This window comes from Tsukamurella asaccharolytica, assembly GCF_007858435.1.
GTDB classification, from domain to species: Bacteria; Actinomycetota; Actinomycetes; order Mycobacteriales; family Mycobacteriaceae; genus Tsukamurella; species Tsukamurella asaccharolytica.
Genome location: NZ_VIGW01000041.1, coordinates 1 through 668, shown reverse-complemented (window position 1 = coordinate 668; position 668 = coordinate 1). Strand labels below are relative to the sequence as shown.

At 41.8% G+C, this 668-nt stretch carries 1 protein-coding gene; it reads right to left on the bottom strand.

Features of this window, described 5'->3' with window-relative positions; translation table 11 throughout:
* Positions 1 to 80: 80 nt before the first annotated feature.
* On the bottom strand, positions 81 to 668 hold a 588-nt coding region (locus FK529_RS20865), incomplete at its 5' end, for a hypothetical protein (RefSeq protein WP_205124412.1).

Below are 668 nucleotides of genomic sequence, written 5' to 3'. Positions count from 1 at the left end.
AAAAAGAGCATACCACCATTAAAAAGCAGAGAGAGAAAGAACGCCATTGCAACCATCATCCGTCGCATCTGCTCTCTCCTTTAATAAAAGAGAGATTGAAATAGCTGATAATCTTGTAGATACCGTATTCCGCTCTCAATTTGAAAAGTTTGGTAAGTTAAATAACCCCAAACCAATAGACTCAATAGCCACCATAATAGCGCAAGGAGAAAAAAGAGATAGTGGATCATCTTCCCACAAAGCGCAAAGAATCCTCTCGTAAAAATCGGTCGCCAGCGCTCCTGAGGAGAATCGATAGTAGGTAGAAGAAGTGGGAAGATGAGCATCAAAAGATGTAAAGTAGCGAGAAGCTGAAAACGCCAGGCACCTTTCTCTAATAGTAGAATCCAATTAGCCGGCACAATATGTGCAAAGTGATCCCCATTGGGTGACTCAGAGAAACGCTTGATCGCAGCTATCATCTGTAAAAAATTAGTCTCTACGATCGTATTAGTCAGCGTTAAGATCAATTCCATAGCTGCAAGGTAGAAGAGAATGAGAGGAAGAAGCGAAAGCCGCCTCAATGTAGCGGAGAGATTGCTCCCCCGAACTCGTAAAAGATAGAGATAGCCAAAACTTAAGAAAAAGAGCATCACAACGACTAAGTAGAAGTTTCGCTCTAATATCAG